12 protein-coding genes are annotated in these 19694 nt (G+C 57.6%); 2 read left to right on the plus strand and 10 right to left on the minus strand.

Going from position 1 to position 19694, the window contains the following annotated elements:
• Positions 1–35: 35 nt before the first annotated feature.
• The 10 genes from M9Q49_RS07505 to M9Q49_RS07550 all read right to left on the minus strand — a co-directional run bounded on the left by M9Q49_RS07505 (position 36) and on the right by M9Q49_RS07550 (position 18749).
• A complete protein-coding gene (locus tag M9Q49_RS07505) occupies positions 36–2870 on the minus strand; it encodes a hypothetical protein (RefSeq protein WP_254508097.1) in 2835 nt (944 codons plus the stop codon).
• 118 nt (positions 2871–2988) lie between these two features.
• The gene (locus M9Q49_RS07510) at positions 2989–5931 is read right to left on the minus strand and encodes a hypothetical protein (protein ID WP_254508098.1); all 2943 of its coding nucleotides are present in this window, start codon (positions 5929–5931) and stop codon (positions 2989–2991) included.
• A complete protein-coding gene (locus M9Q49_RS07515; protein ID WP_254508099.1) occupies positions 5928–9884 on the minus strand; it encodes a hypothetical protein in 3957 nt (1318 codons plus the stop codon). The genes M9Q49_RS07510 and M9Q49_RS07515 overlap by 4 nt, the downstream gene beginning before the upstream one ends.
• 54 nt (positions 9885–9938) lie before the next feature.
• Entirely contained in the window at positions 9939–10640 is a 702-nt protein-coding gene (locus M9Q49_RS07520; protein WP_254508100.1) for a hypothetical protein, read from the minus strand.
• Positions 10576–12696: a hypothetical protein gene (locus M9Q49_RS07525; RefSeq protein WP_254508101.1), complete on the minus strand. Its 2121-nt coding sequence runs from the start codon at positions 12694–12696 to the stop codon at positions 10576–10578. Before M9Q49_RS07525 ends, M9Q49_RS07520 begins: the two co-directional genes overlap by 65 nt.
• Positions 12697–12793: 97 nt before the next feature.
• Entirely contained in the window at positions 12794–13747 is a 954-nt protein-coding gene (locus tag M9Q49_RS07530) for a CsgG/HfaB family protein (protein WP_254508102.1), read from the minus strand.
• Positions 13744–14793 (minus strand): hypothetical protein, encoded by a 1050-nt coding sequence (locus M9Q49_RS07535; protein WP_254508103.1) that lies wholly within the window; start codon positions 14791–14793, stop codon positions 13744–13746. Before M9Q49_RS07535 ends, M9Q49_RS07530 begins: the two co-directional genes overlap by 4 nt.
• A 17-nt stretch (positions 14794–14810) precedes the next feature.
• The gene (locus tag M9Q49_RS07540; protein WP_254508104.1) at positions 14811–15614 is read right to left on the minus strand and encodes a hypothetical protein; all 804 of its coding nucleotides are present in this window, start codon (positions 15612–15614) and stop codon (positions 14811–14813) included.
• A complete protein-coding gene (locus M9Q49_RS07545; protein ID WP_254508105.1) occupies positions 15602–16150 on the minus strand; it encodes an RNA polymerase sigma factor in 549 nt (182 codons plus the stop codon). Before M9Q49_RS07545 ends, M9Q49_RS07540 begins: the two co-directional genes overlap by 13 nt.
• Before the next feature lie 367 nt (positions 16151–16517).
• Entirely contained in the window at positions 16518–18749 is a 2232-nt protein-coding gene (locus tag M9Q49_RS07550; RefSeq protein WP_254508106.1) for a TonB-dependent siderophore receptor, read from the minus strand.
• A 206-nt stretch (positions 18750–18955) separates the two neighbouring features.
• On the opposite strand from M9Q49_RS07550, the gene M9Q49_RS07555 reads away from it, so the two are divergent.
• Together M9Q49_RS07555 and M9Q49_RS07560 are read left to right on the plus strand one after the other, a co-directional pair.
• Positions 18956–19318, plus strand: a complete 363-nt coding sequence (locus M9Q49_RS07555) for a hypothetical protein (protein WP_254508107.1) — start codon at positions 18956–18958, stop codon at positions 19316–19318.
• Positions 19319–19353: 35 nt separating this feature from the next.
• Entirely contained in the window at positions 19354–19668 is a 315-nt protein-coding gene (locus M9Q49_RS07560) for a thioredoxin family protein (RefSeq protein ID WP_254508108.1), read from the plus strand.
• Positions 19669–19694 lie beyond the last annotated feature (26 nt).

Consider the following 19694-nt stretch of genomic DNA (forward strand, 5'->3'; position numbering starts at 1 on the left):
CCCGCCGCTAGCCCGCAAAATGGGAAGTCCTTTCGCTATTTCTTCTCCACACCCGCAGCGGCGGGATCAGTCGGAGCTGATTCGAACAAGACCTGGGCCATCGTAAACTTCGAGTTCTTTCCGTACTGGGCAACAAACCCGTAATGGTTGCTGCGAGCGAGCAGGTTGAGGTTCGGGGCCTCGAGATTCATTGCACTGCTAGAGCCCGAAAGGGGAACATAGTTAGAAAAGCTCCAGGGTATCGTTCCCGTCGAGCGCAAGCGTTTGGTCGTCCAATCTCCCCGCAGCCACTGCTGCCCGATCAAGTGAAACTCCTTCCCCTCGACGAATGGATAACCACAAGCCGGCAAGTCGCAAACATGTTCAACCGTGGGGCCGGGCAGTGTCAGCCGAAACAATCCGTAGTGCAATCGCATGGGAGGGACAGCATCGACGAAATAGACTGCCCCATCCTGCTGCCAGTAGGTGATGGCTTGGTTGGCAATCCGGAACTCAGCTTGCAGTACTTCCACCTTCAAGGTGTCGAGATTCAGTAGCAGAGGATGCTTGTCATGTGCGCCTGGCCCATCGCTGCGGCTGATGATCAGCGTTCGTTCCTGCTTGCCGCTTGGTCCGGCAGGACCCTCCAAAGCAAACACGTGCGAGGGAAAGAATGCCAACTCCGGATCGCGCCATTGCTCCCGATCGGTGGCGACTACAGAAGTTTTGGCTTCGTGTAGCAATTTGACATTTGCCCCTGACTCTGGAGAGAAATCGATCTGCGCAATCCAGGTGCGGCCGAAACCTCCCACGGCGATGATCCGTCCCGGAGCCACCGAGGTGATGGCCATTTGCTGCGGAGAGTTTTGGTTCGAACCCTCTTCCAACTTGATGCCGGGTAAACCATCGACGTGCGTAATCTCGTAGATCTTGTCGTTGGTCGTATCGATTACCAAGATGCGCGGATAATCGTAGCGAAAAATGGCCGTTATCCAAACAAAACGACCATCGCAGCAGATGCCAGACCTGGATCGTGGGCTTTGAGCAGCGGGAAATACGAACTGGTTGTATCCCGGGATGGTCCAGACTCGCTTGAGTTCCCCTTTCTTGCGCATGAGATAGAGATCGTTGTGCCGCCAGACAACGTCCAAGCCTGGCGTGGCAGCGAACAAGCCCTCCATCACAGGGAGCGTGTCTAAGAGTTCGGGCCCGAGGATCGCTTTGGCGGGGTGATCGACCGCGAGAGTAATTGGTTCCAGGCGGATGCGTTGATCGCTCAGAGGGATCGATGACTGGTGCGTAGTTGGGAGCGGCCGGTCAAAGCGATGGCGAGCCGCCAACATTCGCAGGTGGGCGACGGCATCCAGTACTTTCTGATTTCCCTCTTTTTCCAAAGCATCCAGATGCTCAGCGAACGGCGCTGAGTTGAAGTTACGTCCACCAGAGCGTGTCGAAAGTAGAATCGTCAGATTTTTGGCGTTGGGCAGGTGTTGTAGTTCAAAGATGTATTTGCGGCGCTGCGCCAGTTTCTGCCGCAGGTAATTGAGTTCGTCTACCCAGGGTGGTGGATTGCCGATTTCGAAATCAGCAACGAGTATGCCTACAGTCTTGCTCGCTTGTTCATCCAGTCCGTGTTCGGCTTGCCAATGCAGCAGCGCGAGGCACTTCTCCATCCGCTGGGCATGCACGCCCCGCAAAAATTCTTTCATTTCCTGTGAATAGTAAATCTGAATCCCGATCGGGATCGAAGCGAATGAATCGATGGTATTTAAACCATTTTCGTGATAGTTGACCGTTCTTCCGCCGGTGTAGTAAAAGGCCGCGTGATGATCGAGGGCCCGAATAAAAAGAGCCGCGACCGCTTTCACCGAGACAATATCTGAGGGGCGAATTGCAGTGGGATAGCGCAGCCCCAATCGTGTATTGGCGATCATCGCGTCATGATGCATTTCCGGCTGCTTGGGATCGAGCAACAGACTCGCCTGGCACATTGCCAGCGCGTCTTCCCACAAGCCGAGCTTGGAAAATTCCTTCGACCGCCGCGCCAGTTGCGCGGCTTCAACTTTCGCATCGCCTGGCGGCACTTCCTTGCCGGTGAGACGCATCACGACGTTGCCGGTTTTTTCGCGGAGATACGTCGACGCTTCCTCAGGCTTCATCGTTTGTTGATTCGCGCCGAGTTGTTTCTCGCCTTGTTGCAGCGTGAGCTTGATCTTGATGGTTCGCTCGGCGTCTTTGCCCTCGTTTCGATATTGCCCGAGCAGATACGTCGGCATTTGTCGTTTGATTCCAGCGTCATCGCCAGCGATCAGCAACTCGCGCTGCAGGGCTTCGGCTTCGGCCAGTTCCACTACCACGACGCCCGGGTGCTCCTGCATCCGTTGCTCCACCAGCAGGCTGAACGCGGCTTTCAGCTCGTCGTACTCGGGCTGCAGGTCCTCGCTAACGAACGGCGGCACGGCATAGATGGCTTGGATGGGCTGACTCTGCAGGGTGAAGCCTTGCTCGACAATCTTCAGCAGCTCAGCGACATCTTGGCCGATCTCTGCGCCGAGGGGCACGCGGCGACGAACCAATCGCAGACCGCGGGAGACTTCCGAAATCACAATCTCGATGTATGGCACTTTCTCAGCGACGCCGCTGCGTACGAGCACCAGCACATCGGCTTTCAACATTTTTCCGAGTTTCGCTCGCTCACCGCCTGAGGCGGGGGCGAACAGCGTTTGCAGTTTCTTCTCATCGAGAATTCTGTTGATTTCGGTCCGCTCAACCCAAGTCGCCAACTCGCCAGTAAGCAGTTGTGCTTCGAGCAGCGCCACGGCTGGCGAGCGGTTGAGATCGATGAGTGCCGCCGTTGGTTTTGCTTCGGCAGCGGTCGGCACAAGTGCCAAGCTTACCAAAGCGAGCCCAATAAATTTCCAGATTGGCAGGTTTACTGGAGTTGTCATGTTGGAATGGTTCGCAGAAGAGATAGAACCCTGGCTACAAAACCGGCAGACGTCGGCCGCTCTATTGAAGATCTTTCGTTACCGACTCAGTGCTCGGTTCGGTATCAAAAATCACTTGCTTGTGAAAAAACTTCCCTTCAGCGCCATATTGCACGAACCAACCATAGTTGCTGCTCTTGGCAATCACGTGCAGGTCGAATGAGCCAGGTGCGCGCACTGGCAATCGTCCGCGGCGATCGAGCGCACCTCCGTACCACCACGGCAACAAGCCGGCTGGCTGCTGCAACTTGGTCTCCCAGCCTCCGATGAACCACTGGCTCCCCACGAAGTGCAGCGATTCGCCATCCTCCACGAGAAAGCCGTTGTTCTCAACTTCGCGAACCGGTTCAACGCGCGGACCCGGCAATGTCAGCCGGTACATTTGTGTCCGACTAAGGTCATGCGGAATTGACCTGAGAAAATAGATCGCGCCAGCGTGTTGGCAGTAGTTCAGTGTTTGGAATTTGATGCCCAACTCCGATTCGAGCACCGTCACCTGCTCTCCATCAGGATCAATCATCAAACAGTGGTCTCCCACAGTCGACAGTTCCGCTCGACGCCCGAGGCAAATTCTGCGCTGGGCTGGTTCGCTCGCCGTGGCTGGCGTTTCGAGCAGAAGCATGTACGTCGGCAAGAATGCAACCTGAGTGTCTCGCCACTGGGTGCGATTGGTGGGATCGACCTGAGTTTTCGCTTCGTGAAAGATCCTAATTTTGGGGCCAGTCTTGGCCGAGAAGGCGATTGTGCCGATCCATGACCTGCCAAAGCCCCCTGCAGCGCAAACCCGCCCGGGTTCCAGCGGCACGAGAGTGATTGGCTGCTCCCGCCGTGTTCCATAGTCATCGCTTTTCAGGCCCGGCAGTCCATCGGCATGCGTGATCTCGTGCACCTTGTCTGTCGTGGCGTCGATCACCAGCACTCTCGGATAGTTCTGGCTCTCGTTCACCGTCACCCAGATGTAGCGGCCGTCGTAGCAAACATTGGACCCCGTACTTCCTCGAGTCGGCAGCACTGCTTCCTTGTACGGCGGAAAGCTCCAGATCCGCTTGAGGATCCCTTTTTCACGCATTACGAATACATCGGTCTCAGACCAGAGAAGATCGAGGCCAGGCTTGATTGCTCGAAATCCCAGCGCGTTGTTGAGCGTGTCGGTGACATGCTGCGTGGGGTAGAGAGGTTCGAGCGGGTTTGCGATGTGGAGAGTGATCGGCTCGAAGCGAACTCGTTTGCCGCCCGCCGGAACGGGTGCGAGCACCTTGTCGCTTTCGTACCGAGTCGTGTTCTTCAGCTTGTCAAAGTCCGCCCATTCCTTTCGCAGTGTCGCCACGCCGGCGCGCACGTGCTCGTTGCCCTGGGCTTCCAGCAACTTCAGATGCTCTTGTCCTTCGCGATTTTCTTGCGAGGCCAAATGAAATAAGGCGAACAAAACAGTCCGTTTTGCGGTTCGTGGCTCGTCGGCAAGGGCCAGGATCTCCTGTCGCAGTAAGGCATAACTGCCAGCCGTATTCACATCGCGGCTGGCATAGTGCAGCGCATCAGCCGCTGCTCGATCATCGCCCCGTTCCAGGTGCCAGTGATACAGCTCCAGCATCACCTTGCGGCTGCGCGCCAGAACGCTCAGCAAGTACTCGCGCAGCTGTGGCGAGTAGAGTTCGTGCATATCGAGACGAATCTGCTTCATATGCAGTGAGTTGATGGTGTTGTGCCTGATGCTGCGGTTGACTGCATATCGCGACGCATCGCCTCCCGTGTAATAAAAAGCCAACTGGTGATCCAAGCCGCGGAGATAATACCCCAAGGAAATCTTCGCTTCGCCGACGCCGTCCAGAGCGAAGATCTTGTACCTCGCGGCGATGTTCGCGTTTGCCACGACTGCATCGTGGTGCATATCGGGCTGCTTCGGATCGAGCAACAGGCTGGCTTGAATCAACGTGAGCGCGTCTTCCCACAAACCGAGTTTGGAGAACTCCTTCGACCTCCGCGCGAGTTGCGCGGCTTCCTGCCTCGCATTTCCCGGCGGCACTTCTTTGCCGGTCAAACTCGCTACGACGTTACCGATTCTTTCGCGGAGAAACGTCGACGCCTCGGCGGGCTTCATCGTTTGTTGATTCGTGCCGAGCTGTTTCTCACCTTGTTGCAGCGTGAGTTTGATGTTGATGGTTCGCTCGGCGTCTTTGCCCTCGTTTCGATATTGTCCGAGCAGATACGTCGGCAGTTGCCGTTTAATTCCAACGTCATCGCCAGCGATCAGCAACTCACGCTGCAGGGCTTCGGCTTCGGCCAGTTCGACCACGACGACGCCGGGGTGTTCCAGCATTCGCTGTTCGACGAGCAAACTGAATGCCGTCTTGAGTTCGTCATAATCAGGCTCTAGATCCTCACTGACAAACGGCGGCACGGCGTAGATGGCTTGGATGGGCTGACTCTGCAGGGTGAAGCCTTGCTCGACGATCTTCAGCAACTCAGCGACATCTTGACCGACATCTGCGCCGAGCGGCAGCCGACGGCGAACCAGTCGCAGACCGCGGGAGACTTCCGAAACCACGATCTCGACGTAAGGCACTTTTTCAGCAACGCCGCTGCGCACGAGCACGAGCACATCGGCTTTCAGCATTTTGCCGAGCTTCGCGCGCTCTCCGCCGGAGTCGGCTGCAAACAGCGTTTGCAGCTTCTTCTCGTCGAGAATCCTAGTGACCTCAGTCCGCTCAACCCAAGTCGCCAGGTTGCTCGCAAGAAGCTGTGCTTCGAGCAGGGCCACGGCCGGCGAGCGATTGAAGTCGATCAGCGCAGCCGTGATTTTCTGTACCGACTTGCGGTCGGCGGGCTGCGCGAGCACTGGCAGCGCTTCGCCTGCGATGGCAGCGCATAGCGCGCCGCCGGCAGCGAGCGCGACGATTCGCCAATTGATAAACTTGCCGGTGTTTAACGGCAGCGGTTTGGCGGGCGCTCTGATGGGAATGGTCATGGAGATTCTCGCGGCGATTGCGGAGGGACAGGTTGCGCCTGGTCGTATGCCTGCGTGCGGATGCGCGACGCTTCTTTCAAGATCGCCAAGTCCTTGCGGCCGAGGTTGGTCTCAAAAAGTTCCAACGTGCGGATGCGCTTCTGTTGCTTCAAATCTTCAGCAATGGCGCCGGTAAATCCTCGCCCTGCAAGCGTTAGGATGCGGAGCGAATTGATCTTCTTCACCTCATGCCACGTGCGATCGGTGAAGGGTTTGGCTCCTGCGGGTCCTTCGAGATGCAACGTGTGCAAGCCGCTCAGTTGCAACAGGCACGGGACACCGTCATCGTTCACTTCGGTGTACACAAGCGCGAGATTGGTGATCTCAGGATGTTGTTTGACGATGGACTCGAGCGTGGCGTTATCGAGCTTGATCTTGTAAAACCACAACCCACGCAACTGATGCACATCGCCCAGCAGTTGATAGTCGTCCGCGGTGCCTTTCCAGAGTGGACCAAATTTGATCCACAATTCCTGCGGCGAATGAGGGCGGTCATCTCCGGGAGCAACGACTGCGCCGAGTTCCTCGAGCTTCTTGAGGGCGGCGAAATGCCTTTCGTACTTCTCAGTGGGGACGCGCGGCAGAATCCCAGGCAGACGCTCTTCGGCCGAGTAACGCGGCGTCAACTTGAGCTGCGAAGTCTTGCATTTTGGAGGATCCAGCCCGCGATCATACCACTTCGATGTCACCAAACCGTACCGTGGTGATATGCCCACCGTGCCAATGAAGGCGTAAACATTCCTTCTATCCTGATAAGTGGTGGTTTGCAGTGTGCGAAGGTCGAAGGTCCACGCCGACATACTGTTTGCCGAGAGGAAGACTTCGCCGTAACGTGCTATCCCGTCGTACCCTAACGGTACACCTGCAATTTCCTCTCCCGAGAGCGACTGGCGAATCCAGGCTGCTTCCGGATCGGCTGGAGGTTTCCAGAACTCGACTCCATTTTCAGTATGCACGAGCAACTTGCCATCATGGCAATGCAGATAGTCGCCGGCATCGTAATTTGGCCTGTAGATATAGACCCCGGGGTCCTTCTTGCCGTAAATCCGCCCGGGCATCAGGCTAATCTCGAGCGTTTGCAAATCGATCAACCAAGGCCGCCGTGATTTCTGCCCCAGCAATGGCGTTCGAGCTACTAGCAATTGCGGATGTTGATCCTTGCTTTGCCAGCTTGCTACCCACTGAGGCACGAAGGCCACGTTGATGTCATCCTTCGCCTGCACATCGGCAATCCCGTTCTTTGCTTCGTGCACGATGCGAACAGCCGGCTCGTTCGGCTTGGCGCTCAAAACCGCTACCCAGCACCGGCGCTGTGAATGATCATTTTCCCGGCAAAACATCCCAATCGCGAGGCACCTGCCTGGTTCGATTGGATGGATACGAAGACTCTGGTCGAACTTATTCGACTCAAGCGCGGCGTGACTCTGAATTAGATCGTAGGGAGGCAGACCATTCGCAGTCGTGAACTGAGCTACTTGCTTCCCTTGCAATGAAACGAGTTGTATTCCTTTACCGCGCGTCGCCACCCAGACATTTTCACCATCCCATTTGAACTGGTGTGCCCGTCCCTCGAAGCCACGGATACTTCGAAATTCCAGCGGATCTTCACCAAAGATTCTGGTAAATCCTCCCACGTCGCGCAGAGCCCAAATTCCGAATTCAGTCCACCAAAATTCCAGATCCGGCCGCGCGGTGGCAATTCCTTGCCAGGGTTGCACTATTTCGGGCAACTCAACTTCATGGATGCCTGGAGGCAGGAGCGGCGTCGATTCGAGATCTCTGAATCGATAGTAATTGCCGAGTGGCTGGTGCTCGCCACCTGGCGGATAGGGGCTGTTATCACCACTTACCACGCCAACTTGTGACGTTCTGCTGTTAATCACTCGATCGGCGTAGTCGAGCATCTCGTCGGGGCTGTACCTCGTGTAAAACTCATATGCCCGCGATTTGCGAAAGGGACTGACGTCGTCGAGCTTATACCGAAAATCTGAGCGACCTTTTTGAAAGGCAGGCGCATCGGGAAAATAATACGTCGGCACCTTATCTCGCAAACGCTCGACATATTGCCGCAGTTCTCGAAACTCCTGTTTGATCTGTGCGGCGTATTCCTGTTCCTTTTCGGGTTCGTGCATAAAGTTGCGCAGATAATCCGGCAGCGGCTGGGGCTTGAGTGCACGCCGGTTGAAGGAGTGGCGACTCAGCGCTTCGCTACGGAATAAACCTTCGGCCACCCGTCGGTAAAACGGACCCCAGGTCGGTCCGGCTGCGGCTTCGATCCGCCGCATAGCCGCGATGGCGGCCTCTGGGCGCTCGTCGGGAAAACGCCAACGCGTATGCAGACTCCCGCCGTGATCGGTGAAGACCATGCGAAAGAACTCTGGAACCGGCTTGTCCTGCGGAAACACCTCGGCGAACAGCCAGCACCACAGCGCCATGCCACGTTCCCAATCTTCCTCGGTCTCTGGCAGTTCGGATCCTGGCGGGACGGATGGTTGCGCACCCTCGGTAATTCTTAGCGTGCCCGCTTCCGCTGCAATGTGCAGCGCCGTCCCGGTCCACCAGGCGTGCTGGATGTCGGGGCTCCAGGTTTGTTTGCCGCCGGCGAGGACTTTGCCTTCGACTCCTTCCCACAGCAGTGGGCGAATCATGCCGTCGGTGATTTTGGGATCGAGCTGCGCGAAGCCAGGATAGAGTCGCCGGACCAGCAGTTCGGCGTTGTCGCGCGAGCTGGAGCGGGGACCGTTGACAAGCTGCACGACGAAATCGGCTTCGCGCGGGCTAAGCTTCTTCGACTTGATAACCCGCTCGGCGAGTTCTAGCAGCGTCATCCACCGCCGCTGCGTATCGGCTGGCGAACTGGGCAGGCGTGACCAACGCGCCTGGGCGGTGACCACTTTGAGCTGCAAATCAAAATCATCGGGCGCGAGCAGCCAAGCCGCTTCGCGCATGCCGATGACCTGTTCCCACTGGCCGAGCATGGCAAATTGATCGGCTCGTGCTTGCAGATATTTCACCTGCTCTGCAGCGGTGAACTGTGTCTTGGCTTGTTGCTCGGGCAGCTTGGCCAGGATTTCCTTGGGCAACTCTTGCTGCAGCCAGGTGATCAATTCCGGCAGCGGCCGATTGAGTTTCTTGAGGACGCGTTCTTCTTCACCAGCCGCGGATAATGCGACTTTGAGCGAGCCTTGCGGCGCGGCGCCTTTCTCGGCTTTCATCACAAATTCACCGCCGATGGTCAGCGCGACGAGCTGTGCTTTCCGTTTCTCGTCGGCGATTTCGAGTTCGCGGCGGATGCTCCGCGCTTCCTCGAGTTCGACGGCCACGACGCCTTCGCGGGCCATCAGTCCTTGCTGCAGTAACGCTGCGAACGCCGATTGGTACTGATCAAATTCAAACGTGAGATTCCGCGACACAAACGGCGGCACGGCGACAACAGCCCGCACTCCCTTTGCAAAATCGCGCTGCGTCGACAACACGCACTCAACCAACTGCGGCAACGTTTCTTCCAGCTTGCCATCGGCAGGCCAATACTCAACGCGGAGTCGCATTCCATACTTGCTCTCGCACACCACGGCGCGAATGAATTGCCGATCCTCGCGTTTTTCGTGGGCCAACATCAGCAGCGCATCGGCCTTGAGCATGGCGCTAAGCTTCAATCGCAACTTGGTCTCCGCATTGCCGAAGGCCTGCGCCAACTCCTGCTCCTGAATGATTTTTTCCAGATCCTGCCGCGATACGAGCTCTACTTTATTTTTCTGCGACAACTCCGCCGTCACCAAATCCGGCAAACCAGTCGCCTCGACGGATGCCGTGGCAATCACTCCCCAATTTTGCAAACCAGTCCGCTCCTCGGCGGTGCAAACGCAAGTGGCGGTCAGGATCAGGCTGACCGCAATAACAGACAAACAACGCATGAATCACCGAAAAACTAGCTGACAAAACAAACAAAGCGCAAAACTAAGTGCGGATTACTTGGAAGGAGTAAAATTGAGGCGATAGAGTTTCTCGTCACGTTCCTTGCGGACCATCACAACCGGACCGTAATGGCTGGTGTGGTAGATCGCGCGGATCTCGCTGGTCTTGCTCAAGTCGACGCCGAAGTTTTCATTCACACCTGAGCCGAAGGCCATTTGGCCTGAAAAAAACCAGGCAGGTTTGTCAACAACGGTCTGCAGTGCGCCGGTCGAAACATCGGCAAGTAACCACTTCTTGCCGATGATGTGCACTCCGCGTTCGTCGATTGACAGCCAACCCTCGGGGCAGCCTTTCACGAACGTTTCCTTTTCCTTGCCTGGGTAGCGCACCCGCATTAAATCAGGTTGCTGGGGCGACCGCCCTTCGAAAAAGTAAACAGCGTCATCGGCCTGTAGACTGAGCCGGCGTGTATACAAATCAAAGACGCGAGTGCTGTACTTCACAACGTGCGCATCCTTCGTAACGGGATCGATGATGAGCGGATGGCTCGTCACGATGCCAGAGTTCGCTTGCCGGCCGATAAAGATCAGGCTGTGCTTGCCACCAGGCTGTCGCAGAGTGAAAACCTGCGCGGGCGTGAACGAGAGACGGGGATTCTGCAGCTGATCAGCCTCGGCGCCGGTGGCGATCTCACGGGCTTCGAAGATGATCTCGAACTTCGGCTTTCTGGCCGCGGTTACTTCGGCAGTCGCCACCCATGTTCGGCCGGAGTAGCCAACGACGCAGATTCGCCCTGGTTCGATTACTGCCAGCCGCATTTGGCCTTCTTGCACTTCGAATTCGGGCATCCCGTCCTGGTTCGAAAATTCGACGGCTTTTTCCCGCGGCGTCGATCGCCACCAACATCCAGTTGCGCGGCTCACGCGAGCCTGCAAACCAGACATAACGCCCGTCAAAGACCACCGAAGAAATATGCAAATTGGTGGGATAGGAGTAGAAGTCGCTCCATTCGCCTTTGGTGCGCATCGCCGCCACTAAGCCGTTGCTGCTGAACACATCCATTCCAGGGAAGGCCGGCCAGCCGCCATCGAACGAAACACGACTCCGCGTACTCCGTTGCCTGTTTTTGATCGTGAGCAACTCCAAGCGAGGATCGAGTTCGGTCGGCTCAGGAGGAGGCCTTCGCCTGTCGATTTCGGCCTTGTTCTGCCGGTTCTTTTCCAATTGCCGCCGCATGACCTCCGCCGTTGCTTGCAGATCGGCGCGAGGAGATGCAGCGAATTCGTCGAGCAACTGACGCAACTCCGGTGACTCTTCATGGATCGCTCGCCAAAAAAACATCCGGCGAAAACGCTCAGGAAGTTCGCGTACACCTTCCCATTCCCGCGCCAGTCGACGGGCCATTGCGAATTGCTCTTCGTCCGGCATATTGCTGAAGGCAGAGGCTTCCCATTGACCAACCTCGTCCCGATCGCCATAGCCAGCATCGGCGCGGAATCGCGCGATCCGCAGCAACGTTTCCGTGCAGCGGCGCATGGCAGCGGCTTTCAGCTCGACGAGTTCCGGCGGCGTATCCTTGCGGGGGCGCAGTGGGCCGACACCAAACATCAAGAACTCGACGACCGGATCGGTGACCACTCGCCGCTCGAGCTCGCTCTTGAGTTTCGGCACGACGCGCAGATAAGCTTCGAAGTGCTCGTGCCCACGATCGGCCAAGGAGATTTGCTGAATCAAGAATTCATTAGCTTGCTCGTAACGCAGGCTCCAAATGAAGTTGCCGCTGACGATGACGGCATCGCGGCGAACATCGGTTTGCTCGGGTGCGAGCAACAACGACGCTTCGTGCAACGCGAGTGCTTCGGCCCAGTTTCCGACTTTTTGAAACTGCCGACCGCGGACTGCCAGTGCTTTGGCCTCGTCTGCGGCAGAGAACTCCCGCGGCGCGAGCGCTTCCTTAGTTTGCAGCAGTGAAATCAACTCGCCGGTCTTCGTGACGATCCAGGCCGGCATTTCCGCGGGCGGCAGGTCCTTAGCGCCCTTCAGCGTGAGTTGCATTTCGCTTTGCAACAGCCGCAGGCTCATTCGCATGGTTTGGCTGTCGCCGCTGCCGTCGTGGCGATAACGGCCGATGACGTGCAGCGGCGGTTTGGTCAGGCGCGCGAGTTTCCTTTCTCCGGCGAGCGTCAGTTCTTTGGCGATGGCTTGCGCTTCGCCGAGTTCCACGACCAGCACGCCCGGCTGCGCGAGCAACTGCTCTTCGACCAGCTTGGCATACGCCGTTTGCAGATAGTTGAATTCAAAACCCAAGTCCTCGCTCAGAAACGGCGGCACAGCGACAATAGTTTCGATCTTCTCGGCATGTTTCTTCAGGCCTTGCTCGATTAATTCTTCGAGCGCGCTCACGGTCGCTTCGGTCGCCGTTTCGCTGCGGATCGACATTGTGCGTAGTCGCAACCCCTGCGTATCGCACACGACGCATTCGATCTGCGACTTCGCCTCCGGTCCGGGCAATTTGACTAACCGCAGCAGCACGAGCACATCGGCTTTCACCAGTGCACCGAGCGAGGAGCGAGCTTCGACACCGCCAGCAGAGAACGCGGCATGTAGTTCGCGCTCGGCGAGCAACTTATCGATCTGCGAGCGTTCGACCCAAGTTGCGTTGTCGCTAGCGAGGAGTCGAGCTTCGAGCAACGCAGTGACGGGGAGCTTGCTGGTATCGATCAACGCACACACGGGCGATGCGCCGGCGCGCACGCTGATCAGCAGCATGCTAAGGAAGCAGAGTTGTGTGATGCGGGAGAAGCAGGTCATGTTGATTCGCAGTTGTCGATCAGTGGGCCGGAACAAGCGGTACTCAGTGCTGTTCCGGCGGAATCTGCGAGCGAGCGTCCTAGCTCACGGGGGCGAACTATTTCGCCGGCGTCACGATCTTCGGCAGGATGCGTTCGGCGAGGATCGCAGCCGCTTCTTGCAACGCTGCTTTGCCGGCGACTTGCTCGGTGGTGTCGATCACGCGACTGGTTTGGCGGTCGATGGCGAGGACCTTGCCGGTCTTGCGATTGACGGCTTTGATCTCGACTCGGCCGCGCACACTCACCAGATTGCCGACGCGGCCCGCGGTTTCGCTGAAGCCTTCGCCGGTGATCAGGATGTCGGCAGCGCCCACGGCAGCTTCCTTGTTGTCGACCACTTCAAAGCCGAGGGCTTTGCAGATCATGCCGATCTCGGTTTCGGCGGCGGGATCGATCGTGGCAACCGCGACGTGGCGTTCGGCGATTTCGATTCTCACGACGGGTTTCTTGGCAGTGCCCAGTTGCTTCTTGAGGGCTTCGATGCGATCAGCAATCGCCACCGGCTTGGCGACGAGGGTCGAAGCCTTCTCATCGACGGCCGTCGTGATCTGCTCGGCGAGCTTCTCGATCAGCGGCGCGAGTTCATCGCTGGTCTTGCCGTTGACCGAAGCACCGGCGACACGAGTCGTTTCCGTTCCCATGATTTTGGCGACCAGGTAGATCTTCTTATCCACTTGCAGCACCGAGCCGGTGATCAGCAGCTTCGCGCCGGTCAGCTGACCGACCTTCACGGCTTCGTCGGGCTTGACGGCGCCCGAGAGGCTTAGCGATTGTTCGGCAAGAGTTTTATTGAGCTCATTGCGGTCGACAATCATCAGCTTGGGATTGGCGACGAGTTGGGCAAAGAGCACTTCGGAGACCTGCGCGCCGTAATCCTTCACACCCGCGCCGCGCTCTTCGAAGGGAAGAATCGCGACGGGATAAACCGCGTTGTCATCTTCGGCGGCTGATAACCAGCCAGCACACGAGCAGAGCGCGAGAAGCGCGACTAGGAGCAGGAATTTTTTCATGGAACGACGCCTGTATTTGCAGAGGGAATGGAATTCGGTGTGACGCAGTCGATCAATTTGGAAAACAGAAAACGGGGAGTGGGCCCAGCATCCCAGTATTCGATGAGCGGAAGAGCCACGACGACCAGCTTGGCCTGTCTGGTCTGGCTATCTCGCGGTTTTGGAGCAAATTGCAGCTCGAACCAACTCCAGCCGTCGCCTGTTGCGACTTCCACGGCGATGTCGGCGCCGCGGCCAGTGAGCGACAAACTCTGCTTGGTAGCGACGGGTTTGTCGAGCCACTGCTCATCGTCAAGTTGCTTGTCGAGTTGGTGAATGAAACTGGTTCCCTGCATCGCGATGCTGAACTTTTTTGCGCCCGGCTTGGGCAATTCAAATTCACCCGCGGTGGGAGCTAGGCACAACACAGGAATGTCATGCGCGACCGGTAGGAGCAGGTCCAGAGCTCGCTCTTCGCGAAAGGAAACTCCTTCGCCGACCAGCAGAATCCCTTCCTGCAGTTCGCTGATGGCAGCGACGTTAAAAATCTGTTCGTAAGGAAACTCCGCCGCCGTGAGAACCTTCGCCGTCTTGCCGGCAGGGTCGTAAAGTTTGATCTGCAGCTTCTTCAGCGTCTCTTTGCGATCATGGAAAGGATCACGCGGAAAAATGTGGAGTGGTTCTTCATAACTGGCGACCGGCTCACGTTCGCCGTCGCGATACAAGTGAGCGATCAGACGCGTCGAGAAAATCACTCCAGGATTCACCGTCGGCGTCTTAAATCCGAACTCGACTGTTTCGCCGCCGTCGTAGGCGACTTCACCTTTTAACAGGCCGAGCCGCTCGCTACTGGAAAGGCCCCAGTGAAGTTTGCCTTTGACGGGTGCTGCAACGGTTACTTTGAATTGGATTTTGACTTCTTCATCGGCAAAGGCTGTGATCCACGGTGCGGTGCGAGACAACCCTGCCTTGGCTGCCACCGGTTCAGCGGCTGACAAGTGGGTGGCGAACATTGCCAGCAGCAACGCTCCCAGCAACTTCCCGCAAAATGAACCGTGACGTGGCATGACTGGACATTCCTCTTTTAGAGACCTTTGTCAGCGTTGTTTTTGGGATCCGCGGCAGAGGTGATCGCTGCCGATTGCCAGACTTGGTATTCGCCGGGGCCGTCGTTCTGCTTGAAGACCACCGCTGGTCCGCCGGACAAAACCGACGTTGTCGACCAATGCGGTCCGGCCTGACCGCTCATGGCGAGATCGGTGTCGACCGCGACGGATTGATCGGGCAGGATGTGTGTCCACAGCCGCAGGCTTTGGCCATCGGCGGGGTTTTGCATTTCGATGACTTCTTCTTCGCGCGTAACCACATTGGTCGAGAAGACCGGCTGCCAGGCTTGCGAGCGCGAGTTGCGATGGAAGACCACCACACGCAAGGCAATCTGCTGTCGCTTTTGATCGGCGGCGTGGGCTTCTTCGTCGAGCCCCATGAGCAAGTTCTGATTTAGTTCGGCCAGCCAGGCGACGCGCTGATCGAACAACCGGCCCGATTCACTGGCAAGGAGCCGCAGGCGCTCGGCAGGAATGGCTGTGGCTTGAGCGAACTCGGCGTCGTTGTTATTAGTGTTGGAAACTGCATTGGGACGAAACATCAGCAGATAAACCGCGGCAATACTCAATGCAGCTGCCACCGCGGCGGCGACGATCGCGCTGCGCGAACGTCGGGCTGGTTGTGGTTTTTCGTCGGCTGCTTCGATGCGCGCCTGACGGCAAATCGCCGTCGACAGGTGCTGCAGTTCGTCGCGGTTCAGCGATTTCCCTTGCGACCATTGCCGTACGAAGGGATCGGTATCGTCGGGAGTATCCATATTGGGAATGTTCAGGTCGTCCACTGTTGCAGCCTCCGTTTGAGGATTTTGCGAGCTTCGTGGATTCTCCAGTAAATGGTGTTCACGGCAACGCCTTCGATTTCCGCAATGGCTGGCGACGGCATGCCATGCACGACCGACAGCACCAAGGCCGAACGCAAGTTCAAAGGAAGTTCCTCCAAGGCAGCATCGATCTCTTCGGCTAGTTCCGATTGCAGCGCGGACTGATCGGGGGCGTCGGTTACCGGCGTGGTCAATTCATCAACCTGGTTTCCAACTGCCGTTTCGCGCGAGTCGCGGGCGAGGCGGTTCTTGGCCAGATTCGAGGCGATCGAAAACAGCCAGGTGCGAAACGCCGAACCACCCCGAAACGAACTCAGCGAACGGATCGCTCGCAGGAAAGTTTCCTGCGTCAGATCCTCCGCCAGCGGTCGCTTCAGCGCCAGTTGAAAACAAAAACCCGACACCGCTGGCAGGTGACGATCAACCAATCGCTGCAACGCCGTATCGTCGCCCCGCAGGTGGGCTGCGATCAACTGATTGTCGGTGGCGTCATCCATGCGGAGAGTTACATGGCGGGCAGGGCAGGATTGGTCTCGGCACTCACCAGCGTTTGGTGGGCTGGAGTATTAGACAAGAGTGTTGCCGAAACCTTGGCGCGAATTCCAGAAATTGATTCGCGGCGAGAAAGAGACTCCGATCCTGCCAAGGTCGGGTACGGGTTTCATGGCGCAAAATCCGCGCCGGATCGCAAGAGCTCCCCCCTCTTTCATACCCCCAGATTATAACAGCTGATGCAAAATTCGATTTGCTCCGCAAGTCATTGCTACGAAAAGGCTAATGACAAAAAGCGGGTGTGATATCTGGCTCTAAATATCACACTTTATTGTGGCTATTTCGGGTGGTCAATCTGACTGGCGGCGACTGTTAGAAATTCGCACCCACCATCAACCGGAAGTTCGCCGGGGCTCCCTGATAAACCTGGTACTGATTGACCGCAGAGGTCGCGTACTGAATGTCAAAAATGTTCTCGAAGTAAGCCGTCATATCCCACCGGCCATACTGGCCGAAGACGCCGACGTCCCAACGACTGTACGATGGCAGTTGGAGGGGCGCGCTGTAATCGCCGCGGCGTTCGCCGACGTAGACATAGCCCAAGCCGAGGCCGAGGACGCCGCCGGGGGCTTGGATGACATCGTAGCGCGTCCAAACATTGCCGTTGCCGAACGGCACGCCGCGGACACGGCCGTTGACCGACAGGATACCCGGGGGGCCTGATTGTTCGACATCGGCGTAGGTGTAGTTCGAGACCGTCCGGAACCGTTCGTTCCATTGGCCGACGAGATTCAACTCCACGCCCTTGCTCTGTTGCTCGGCGGTGTTGACCACGTTGAAGTTGGTAATCTGAACCGCGACATTGTCGCGATCGATCACAAAGCCGCTGACCGTGAAGATCAGGTTTTCGTCGAGCAGGGTCTTCAAACCGATTTCCCACATCTCGCCCGTCTCGGCTTGCAGCGGCGCCTGTGCATAGATGGTGCGACTCGGCGGCGCGAACGACTGCGTGTAAGCGCCATAGATCGACATCGTCTGGGGCACGAGGTCATAGGTCACACCGGCCCGCGGCGTGAAGTGGCTGTAGTTATCATCCGCCGGCGGTGGCGAAAAAACCGGAAAGCCGCCGAACAGAAGTTGGCGATCGTTCTTCACATCGATCGTGTCCCAGCGCACACCGCCGGTAAACGTCAGCCGATCGGTCACAGGCACAAGATCTTGCAGGTAAATACCAAACCGGTTTTGGTAATAGCCGGGGTTGTTGGTACTGAACGACTGAGTGACGGTCCCTCCCGGAAACGGCTGCGCGCCGGTCGCGGGATCGAACGTCAGCGCAGGATCAATGCCTGGGATGGAAGTAGTCGAGCTGTTTTGATTCGCCACCAGCCAATTGGCTTCAGTGCCGAGCAACAAGTTGTGCGTGAGGAATGGTCCATCGATCTCGCCGGTCAAGTTCGCGATGATCGAGTGATCCTGCTCGCGCTGCAGCGACGTCTCTTGCGTACGATTGAGCGTTCCACCCAGACCAGGGGCGCCGGCATAAAAGCCCTGCGGAGTCAGCACCGTGGTAAATCCGGTTTGCGGCGTCGTGCCGCGCGAGGTTGCATCATAAAATAGCGAGGTGCCGCCGACGTAAAGTTGCCACTGCTCGTTGAAGCGATGCGTCAACGACAGTGTCGAGCGATAGTCGTGGAACTGGGCGAAGTCGGTCGGCGAGCCGAAGAACACGTCCGGCGCGAAAGCCTTCGTGTTGCCGTTCACGGCAATCGTGCCACTGTCGCGCATCCGCAGGTCTTGGTGAAATTCACCTTCCCAGGTTAGCGCAGTATCGCTGCTGAGGAGCTTGGTGATGACCGGAGCAATGAACTCACGCTCGTTGTAACCAAAGTTGCGGAAGCTTTGGCCGTTCTGATAAGCACCGTTGACGCGCACCAGCAAGTCGCCCGCTTCGTTCGTGCTATTCACGTCAAACGCATACCGCTGCAGGCTATCGCTGCCGAGCGTCACGCCGCCCCAACCAAAACGATCGGCCAGCGCGGTCTTCGTCACGACGTTGACGGTGCCGGATGGCAGCGCACCGCCATAGAGCGCCGAAGCCGGCCCCTTCAGCACATCAATTCGCTCGACGTTGGCAAAATCGCGCGGCGTGTAGGTCGGATCGAGAAAACCATTCTTGCGGAAATTGAACTGCGACACTTCCAAGCCGCGGAGGAAAAACTGATCGGGCATGATGCCGCCCGTCAGGCTCGGCGCGTTCTGGCTCGACTGCACCGCACCGCCGATGTCGCGCAGGATATCGCTGAAGCTCAGGGCTTGCTGATCGCGGATCATGTCGCGCGTCACGGTGTTGATGGTGCCCGGATAATAGAAGTCCGGCATCGCGACGATGCTGCCAACATTCGAACCGTACGAGTAGTAACCAATCGGCTCCGGAGCGCGGAAGAGATTGTCGACCGAGGGAATGTCGGGCAGGAAGTAATACTCTGCCGTTTCCGGGTCGAGCGGCTGAACTTCGGGCTCTTGCGCATGGGCCAGGTTCAGGCCGACCGCGCCAGCAACTGCCAGCGCGGTGATGGACTTCCGTAACCAAGCGCGCAATGTCATCGGATCTGCCCACATCCTTGAGGCACAAACACTCCCGCCGCCAATTCTGGTTTTATCGACAACGAGCGCAAGGTCGTTTACCCGGCTTGGCGGAATGCCGCCGCGACAGCAGTGCTGACCTTCGCATCGCAACGATCAGGCAAACTTTGCGGGGGCGGCGAACTTTCTCCTCGCCTGCGTGTCTCACTCGTGAGGGGAGTACCACCATGAAAACCACAACCGAAACCAGCTCCGAGACATCCGTTGCCGCGACACTCGCTCCCGAGGACGTGGCCTGCGGCGACTACGTGGCTTTGCTCAAGGTGACGTATGAATTGCCGACGTATCTGTGGGACGCAGCCCAAGCTCTGATGCCCGCGGATGAGCTCGTCCGCCTGGCCCTGATCCCGCCAGATTCTGGCGTGCCCCTCAAGGTTTTTGCCGTCTGCTTGCCATTCGTGTATGTCAAAAGCTATGCGGGCGAAATTAAAACGCTTGACCTGCGACGAGAGCAAATCGTGCGACTGCACCACGAGAGCGCAAAAGCCGTTTGGAAAGAGCTGAAACCTGATAAAACAAAGAGCTGTTAGTCAGCTTCTTTTTTATTCGGACATTGATCGTTCCTATGGCCTTTGCCAGTCTCTATCGGGAAGTAGAACCAACTCGCGACGAAATCGAGCGGAGCAGCGGCTTGCTGCTCCTTGAGTTCGGCGCGGATTGGTGCGGACATTGCCGCGCCCGGGATGCGGTGCTGCAACAAGTCCTCGCCGATCGCACGGATGTGCAACACATGCGCATCGCCGACGGGCGCGGCAAGCCGCTGGGCCGGTCGTTTCGCGTGAAGCTCTGGCCGACGTTAGTGCTGCTGGAAAATGGTCAGGTGATCGGCGAATTGGTTCGGCCTGCCGATGATGAAGTCCGACAGTTGCTCGATCGCTGACGCTACGTCAGAAAGTTAGCGCGAGG

The sequence above is a fragment of the Anatilimnocola floriformis genome, from assembly GCF_024256385.1.
GTDB lineage: Bacteria > Planctomycetota > Planctomycetia > Pirellulales > Pirellulaceae > Anatilimnocola > Anatilimnocola floriformis.